Origin of the sequence: Pseudomonas sp. GM80 (genome assembly GCF_000282515.1) — a bacterium.
GTDB lineage: Bacteria > Pseudomonadota > Gammaproteobacteria > Pseudomonadales > Pseudomonadaceae > Aquipseudomonas.
Map to the genome: position 1 here is coordinate 1 of NZ_AKJD01000224.1, position 7,198 is coordinate 7,198.

Below are 7,198 nucleotides of genomic sequence, written 5' to 3' on the forward strand. Positions count from 1 at the left end.
TCTTTTGATCTTGTTTTTAAAAAGATCAAGATCAAAAGATCGCAGCCTGCGGCAGCTCCTACAGGGAGGTGGTTATCCGCAATTGAAGAGAAAGACCATGAGCAGCCTCACCATCACCCCATTAAGCTCGGCCCTCGGCGCACAGATCAGCGGCGTCGACATCAGCCAGCCACTGAGCCTGGAACACCGCGACGCGATCGAGCAGGCGCTGCTCAAATACCAGGTTTTGTTCTTCCGCAACCAACCAATCGAACCTTCGCAACAGGCGCGCTTTGCGGCGTACTTCGGTGACCTGCACATTCACCCGATCTACCCGAACGTGCCGGAACAGCCGGAAGTGTTGATCCTCGACACCGCCGTCACCGACGTGCGCGACAACGCGATCTGGCACACCGACGTGACCTTCCTGCCGACGCCGGCGATGGGCGCGGTGCTCAGCGCCAAGTTGCTGCCGGAGTTTGGCGGCGACACGTTGTGGGCCAGCGGGATTGCTGCGTATGAAGTGCTGTCAGCGCCGCTGAAAGGTTTGCTTGAAGGCCTGACTGCGACTCACGACTTCACGCGCTCGTTTCCGCTGGAACGTTACGGCAACACGCCAGAAGCATTGGCGCAGTGGGAAGAAGCACGGCGCAAGAATCCACCGCTGTCACACCCGGTGATTCGCACGCATCCGGTCAGTGGGCGGCGCTCGCTGTTCGTCAACGAAGGCTTCACGTCGAAGATCAATGAGCTGTCGGAAACCGAGAGCGAGGCGATTCTGAAGTTCCTGTTCGCCCATGCGACACGTCCGGAATTCACCATTCGCTGGCGCTGGCAGCAGGACGATATTGCGTTCTGGGACAACCGCGTGACGCAGCATTACGCGGTGGATGACTACCGCCCGGCGCGGCGGGTGATGCAGCGGGCGACGGTGTTGGGGGATGTGCCGTTTTTTAAATAAGCCCTGAGTTTTTTGGTGCTTGAACCGGCCCCTTCGCGGGCAAGCCCGCTCCCACAGGGTTCATTGTTGGAACACCATTTTGTGTTCGAAGCAGAAACCTGTGGGAGCGGGCTTGCCCGCGAAAGCGTCAGAGCAGGCGCCGGGAAAATCGGCGCCAGTCACTTATTCAGCCGTCGAAGGCTTCTCCCACAGATTGATCCCGCCCTCCTGGGCAAACCGGTCAATCTCCGCCAGCTCTTCCGCGCTAAAGCTCAAATTCTTCAACGCCCCGACGTTCTCGATAATCTGCTCCGGCCGGCTAGCGCCGATCAGCGCCGAGGTCACTCGCGGATCACGCAACGTCCACGCCAACGCCAGTTGCGCCAGACTCTGACCGCGACGCTTGGCGATCTCGTTCAAAGCCCGCACATGAGCGATGTTGGCCTCGGACAAGTGCGAAGCCTGCAACGAACCACCGCCCGGACGATTGACCCGCGCATCCGCCGGCACGCCGTTGAGGTATTTGTCGGTGAGCAGACCTTGCGCCAACGGGGTGAACGCGATCACGCCAGTACCGAGTTCATCGGTGGTATCGAGCAGATCCTTTTCCACCCAGCGATTGAGCAGGTTGTACGCCGGTTGGTGAATCAGCAGCGGCACTTTCCACTCTTTGAGCAGCGCAGCGATCTCACGGGTTTTCACGCCGGAATACGACGAGATCCCGATGTACAACGCCTTGCCCTGCTGCACGGCAGTGGCGAGGGCGCTGGCGGTTTCTTCCAGTGGGGTGTCCGGGTCGAAGCGGTGCGAATAGAAGATATCTACATAGTCGAGACCGAGGCGTTGCAGGCTCTGGTCGAGGCTGGCCAGCACGTATTTGCGCGAGCCGCCGCCCTGACCGTAAGGGCCGGGCCACATGTCCCAACCGGCCTTGCTGGAGATGATCAGTTCGTCGCGGTATTGCTTGAAGTCTTCACGCAGCAGACGACCGAAATTGATCTCGGCGCTGCCGTACGGCGGGCCGTAGTTGTTGGCCAGGTCGAAGTGGTTGATACCCAGGTCGAACGCGGTGCGCAGCAGGGAGCGCTGGGTGTCGATCGGCGTGCTGTCACCGAAGTTGTGCCACAGGCCCAGCGACAGCGCCGGCAGCACCAGACCGCTGCGGCCGACGCGGCGGTAAGGGATGGAGTCATAGCGATTTTCGGCAGCGGTGTAAGTCATCGAATCCTCTCTTGTCTGTCTTTTAGTCATCAGAAACCGAACACCTTTGTGGCGAGGGGATTTATCCCCGATCGGCTGCGAAGCAGTCGTAAAACCAGCGCACTCGGTACATCAGGTTGACCGAGGTTTCAGGTCTTGGGGCGGCTCCGCCACCCGTCGGGGATAAATCCCCTACCACAAAAGCCCTACCAATCATGCGAAACGGTTTACAGGTCGGGCCAGGCCAAGGTTCTGGCGTAACGTCCGGCCCTCGTATTCCGTTCTGAACAACCCACGCCGTTGCAGTTCCGGGACCACGCCGTTGGCGAAGTCTTCGAGCCCGCCCGGCAGGTGCGGCACCAGCACGTTGAAGCCGTCCGCCGCGCCCTGTTCAAACCATTCCTGCAAACGATCAGCAATCTGCTCAGGCGTACCGACCAGGCTGTAATGCCCGCGCCCGCCAGCAATCTTGCGGCCCAACTCGGCGAGGCTGAGGCTCTCCCGACCCGCCAGCTCAGTGAGCAATTTCTGCCGACTCTGCTGGCCGCTTTCGGTCAGTGGCAATTCGGGCAACGGCCCGTCCAGCGGGTACTTCGACAAATCGAAGTTGCCCAGCATACGCCCAAGTAAAGCCACGCCAACCTCGGGTTCGACTAATTGCTGAAACGTTTCACATTTTTCCTGCGCCTCGGCTTCGGTACCGCCGACCACAACAAAAACCCCGGGCATGATTTTCAACGAATCTGCGCTGCGACCGTACTTGGGCAGACGTCCCTTGAGGTCGGCGTAAAACGCCTGAGCGTTGGCCAGGGACGTCTGCGCGGTAAACACCACCTCAGCCGTTTGCGCCGCCAACTCGCGTCCGGTTTCGGAGGATCCCGCCTGCACGATCACCGGTTGCCCCTGCGGCGAGCGCGCAACGTTCAGTGGGCCTTTGACCCGGAAGTGCTCGCCGACATGATCCAGCACATGCAACTTCGCAGGGTCGTAATACGCCCCGCTCGCCTGGTCGCGCACAAACGCATCGTCCTCCCAGCTGTCCCAAAGCCCGGTGACCACCTGATGAAATTCGCGCGCACGGCTATATCGTTCGGCATGACCGATATGCTCATCACGACCAAAATTCAGCGCTTCGGCAGCATTGTCCGAGGTCACCAGATTCCACCCCGCTCGGCCACCCGATAAGTGATCAAGTGAGGCGAATTTGCGCGCCACGTGATACGGCTCGTTGTAACTGGTAGTCGCCGTCGCAATCAGGCCGATGTGCTCGGTCACCGCACTCAGCGCCGAGAGCAATGTCAGCGGCTCAAAGTGATCAGAGCGCGCCATGCGACTGGCGATGTCCTGAGTCGGCGCGGCAACGCTGTCAGCGACAAACAACGCATCGAATTTCGCCGCCTCGGCAATCTGCGCCAGCCGTTTGTAATGGGCGAAATCCAGACCTGCATTCGCCGGCACATCCGGATGACGCCACGCCGCCACGTGGTGCCCGGTGGCCATAAGAAATGCACCGAGTTTCAACTGTCTGCTCATCTCAGAAATCCTTGCGCAGTTGCACGCCAAAGTAGCGCTCGTCATCCCGTGGCACGGCGCGGTAGATGTAGTTGCCACCGCTGGCGAGCACCGGCGAGTAAGACTTGTCGGTGAGGTTTTTGCCGAGCAACGCAACACGCCAGCCATTGCTGTAATCGGCCAGAGCGACGCTGGCGTTCCAGATACCGTAAGCGCCCTGTTTGGTGTCGACGTTCTGGCTGATGTCGTACTGCACTTCGCTCTGCCAGCTGTAGTCGGTGCCCAGTTCGATATCCAGGCCGTTATCCAGCGGGATCGTGTAGTCGGCGCGTACGTAGCTTTTCCAGTCCGGGCTGAATGGCAGCGGTTTGCCGTTGACGTTGCACGACGCCGCCGCGCCCGCCGGGCAGGCGAATTCGTCGATTCGTGCGCGGGTGTAGGCCAGTGCGCCGGACAGTTTCAGTTGCTGGGTCGCTTGCAGGGCGTAATCGAGTTCGACGCCTTCGGTGCTGACGCTGCCGGCGTTGATCAGACGCGTCACCACCTGCCCGGCGACGGTATCGAAGAAGTTCGCCTGGTAGTTGTCGTACTCGCTGTGGAACACCGCGAGGTTGGTGGTCAGGCGGTTGTTCCAGGACGTGGCTTTGATGCCCGCCTCCCAGGTATTCGAAGTCTCCGGTTTGAGGGCTTCGGTGTCGCGCGGCTGCATGTTGAAAAACACGTTGTAGGCCGGGCCTTTGTAGCCGCGCGAATAGGTCAGGTAAGTGGTGACTGCATCGCTCAAGTCGTACTGCACACCGAGGCGGCCGGACCAGCCATCTTCATCGACAGAACCTGAGCTGCTGGTCGCCGGTTGGATACCGCTGACGGTGGTGGCCGACGTCGACACGCGGCGGTGATCGTATTCAAGATCATCGTGGGTGTAGCGCAGGCCGGCGATGCCGCGAAAGTCGGACGTGAAGTTCAGCGTACTCTCGCCAAACACCGCATAACTGTCACTGGTGGTGCCGTAGTTGGCAACGCCACGGTCGGTGCGCGTGGTGGTTGTCAGCGTGCGCTGATAGGTCTCTTCGTCCTTGCCGTGCATGTAGAACAGGCCGCCGACGTATTCAAGAAATTCGCCTTTCGGTGAAGCCAGACGCAGCTCTTGTGAGTATTGATCGAAGGCCAGATCGCCCTTGTCCGCCGTGCCGGGAAACGCTGCGGTCACCGTGCCGAGACGGTCGCCGTCCTGATATTGGGTGTTGTCCCAGCCACGCCACGCGGTGATCGACGTCAGGGTGTAATCGCCCAGTTGCCAGTCGAGCTGGCCGGACAAACCTTTGTTGATGTCTTCAACGTGAGAGCGAGTGTCGGTGTTGATGTCGCGGTTGTGGCTGGAGGCATACGCCGGGCTCAGCGCGCTGGCGAAGGCCGGGGTCAGCGACTTGCTGACCACGCCATTGGGGCCGTCGTCGTGGGACTGCATGTAGTCGGCAATCAGGGTGAAAGTGACGTCGTCATTCGGCGTGAATTCGAGTTTGCCGCGCACGCCGCGATGGTTGTAGCCGTTGACCTCCTGACCGTTATGTTGGTTGTCGACGTTGCCGTCGTAGGTGCCGAACAGCGTGCTGATCGAGCCTTTCAAGGTGTCCGGAATCAGGCTGCCGCCGAGGCCGAATCGGGTGCGGCTTTCGTTGCCGCTGTAGTATGACTGATCGATGTAGCCGTGGGTCTCGGCGGTGGGTGCCTTGCTGGTGATGTTGAGCACGCCAGCCGAGGCGTTCTTGCCGAACAGCGTGCCTTGCGGGCCACGTAAAACCTCGACGCGCTCAAGATCGAGCAGATCCATGGTTGCCTGTCCCGGACGCGCATACACCACGCCATCGATCACCGTCGCCACGGTTGGCTCAACGCCCGGCGAGGTGGAAATCGTGCCGACGCCGCGCACAAACAACGAGGTGTCTTTGTTCGACGCGCCAGTGCGGAAATTCAGCGACGGCACTTGCTGAACGATACTTGCCACGCCGTTGCGGTTATCGCGTTCGAGCTGCTCGCCGTCGATCACCGAAACCGCGACCGGCACTTTTTGCAGTGACTCTTCGCGGCGGGTCGCGGTGACGGTGACCGACTTCAGCGTCGGCTCCTGATCGCTGCTGTCAGCAGCGAATGCATTGGGCAACGGCAGCGCCGCCAGCCCCGTCAGTAACCAGCCAGCGGCGCGAATCGACTGCGCCAGTTTGTGTGTCGCCCCAGGAATGTTGTGCATATTCTGCCCGCTCGAAATTGGCCCTGATCCGCTGCCGTTCTGCGACGACAGCGCCTGAATCGGTGTCTTGGGCATTCGCTCGAGCGAGTAGCAGACAACGCGCTTTGTTAGCGCTAACATCACAATATTGGCCATCCGCGCATAGACCGTCCAATACTGAAAAATTAGTTTTATATGCGATTTGGTTTCTAACAAGGATCGAACCATGAGCGAAGAAAAACCGCGCAAACGCCGTGGCGCCGGACGCGTGACCCTGAATGCCGTGGCGCGCGAGGCCGGAGTGTCCGCGATCACCGTGTCGCGGTATTTCAATCAGCCCGAACAGGTTTCGCCCGAGCGTCGCGAGCGGATTGCGGCGGTGGTAGCAGAGTTGGGTTATGTACCGAATCTGGTAGCCGGCGGGCTGGCCTCGGCGCGGGGAAAAATCGTCGGCATGGTCATTCCGAACATTTCCGGGCCGATCTTCGCCAATACCATTCAGGGCTTCAGCGATACGCTCAGCCGCTATGGTTATCAGCTGTTGCTGGCGTCGAGTTACTTCAGCACCGAGCAGGAAGAAAACGCCGTGCGCGCGTTTCTCGGATGGTCGCCGGCAGCTCTGGTGCTGACCAGCCATTTTCACAGCGCGGGTACGGAAAAAATGATCGCCGAGGCGGATATTCCGGTGATTGAAACCTGGGATTACCAACCGGATCGCGAGCCGATGCAGATCGGTTTTTCGCATTTCCAGGTGGGCGTGACGGCGGCGAAGTATCTGCTGGGAAAAGGCTATCGACGCATTGCGTTCGTGCAGAACAGCGCAACGGGAGACTTCAGCGCCCTGGAGCGCCGCGACGGTTACGCGGCGACCTTGCGAGAGTCCGGCCTGGAGCCGTGGGTGTTCGCCCCTGACGCTGACCGCGCACCATTCGAGGCCGGCAAGCAGGCGATGGACGCCTTGATGAACACCTCACCGCGCCCGGACGCAATCATCTTCGCCAACGACAACCTCGCCGCCGGCGGCCTGCTCGCCGGGCAACGCGCCGGTACGAAAATCCCCGAAGACTGCGCCGTTCTCGGCTTCGGCGACTACCCCTTCGCCGAGATGCTCCTGCCCAGCCTGAGCACCATCAAACCACCGGCGCTGGAGATAGGTGTGCTGGCGGCGACACGCGTGCTGGAAAGCCTTGGGGTATTGCCGAGCGATGAAGTGCAGCGGCTGAATCTGCTGCAGTGCCAAGTCATCGAACGCGAAAGCACCTGAAACGGACATCTCAGTAGGAGCTGCCGCAGGCTGCGATCTTTTGATCTTTAAAAACAAGTCAAAAGATCGCAGCCTG

General features: G+C 60.4%; 5 protein-coding genes. 2 read left to right on the forward strand and 3 right to left on the reverse strand.

Features of this window, described 5'->3' with window-relative positions; all coding sequences use genetic code 11:
- Nucleotides 1-97 precede the first annotated feature (97 nt).
- On the forward strand, nt 98-940 hold the full coding sequence (gene tauD / locus PMI37_RS27200; RefSeq protein WP_008087332.1) for a taurine dioxygenase: 843 nt from the start codon (nt 98-100) through the stop codon (nt 938-940).
- A gap of 162 nt (nt 941-1,102) precedes the next feature.
- Here tauD and mgrA read toward each other — a convergent pair whose 3' ends face one another.
- The 3 genes from mgrA to PMI37_RS27215 form a co-directional block, all read right to left on the reverse strand.
- Nucleotides 1,103-2,140 carry an L-glyceraldehyde 3-phosphate reductase gene (gene mgrA, locus PMI37_RS27205; protein WP_008087334.1) on the reverse strand — a complete coding sequence of 346 codons (1,038 nt, stop codon included), beginning with the start codon at nt 2,138-2,140 and terminating at the stop codon, nt 1,103-1,105.
- 192 nt (nt 2,141-2,332) lie between these two features.
- Nucleotides 2,333-3,652 carry an LLM class flavin-dependent oxidoreductase gene (locus PMI37_RS27210; RefSeq protein ID WP_008087335.1) on the reverse strand — a complete coding sequence of 440 codons (1,320 nt, stop codon included), beginning with the start codon at nt 3,650-3,652 and terminating at the stop codon, nt 2,333-2,335.
- 1 nt (nt 3,653) lies between these two features.
- The gene (locus PMI37_RS27215) at nt 3,654-5,879 is read right to left on the reverse strand and encodes a TonB-dependent receptor (RefSeq protein WP_008087337.1); all 2,226 of its coding nucleotides are present in this window, start codon (nt 5,877-5,879) and stop codon (nt 3,654-3,656) included.
- A gap of 205 nt (nt 5,880-6,084) precedes the next feature.
- On the opposite strand from PMI37_RS27215, the gene PMI37_RS27220 reads away from it, so the two are divergent.
- On the forward strand, nt 6,085-7,122 hold the full coding sequence (locus PMI37_RS27220) for a LacI family DNA-binding transcriptional regulator (protein WP_008087339.1): 1,038 nt from the start codon (nt 6,085-6,087) through the stop codon (nt 7,120-7,122).
- Nucleotides 7,123-7,198 lie beyond the last annotated feature (76 nt).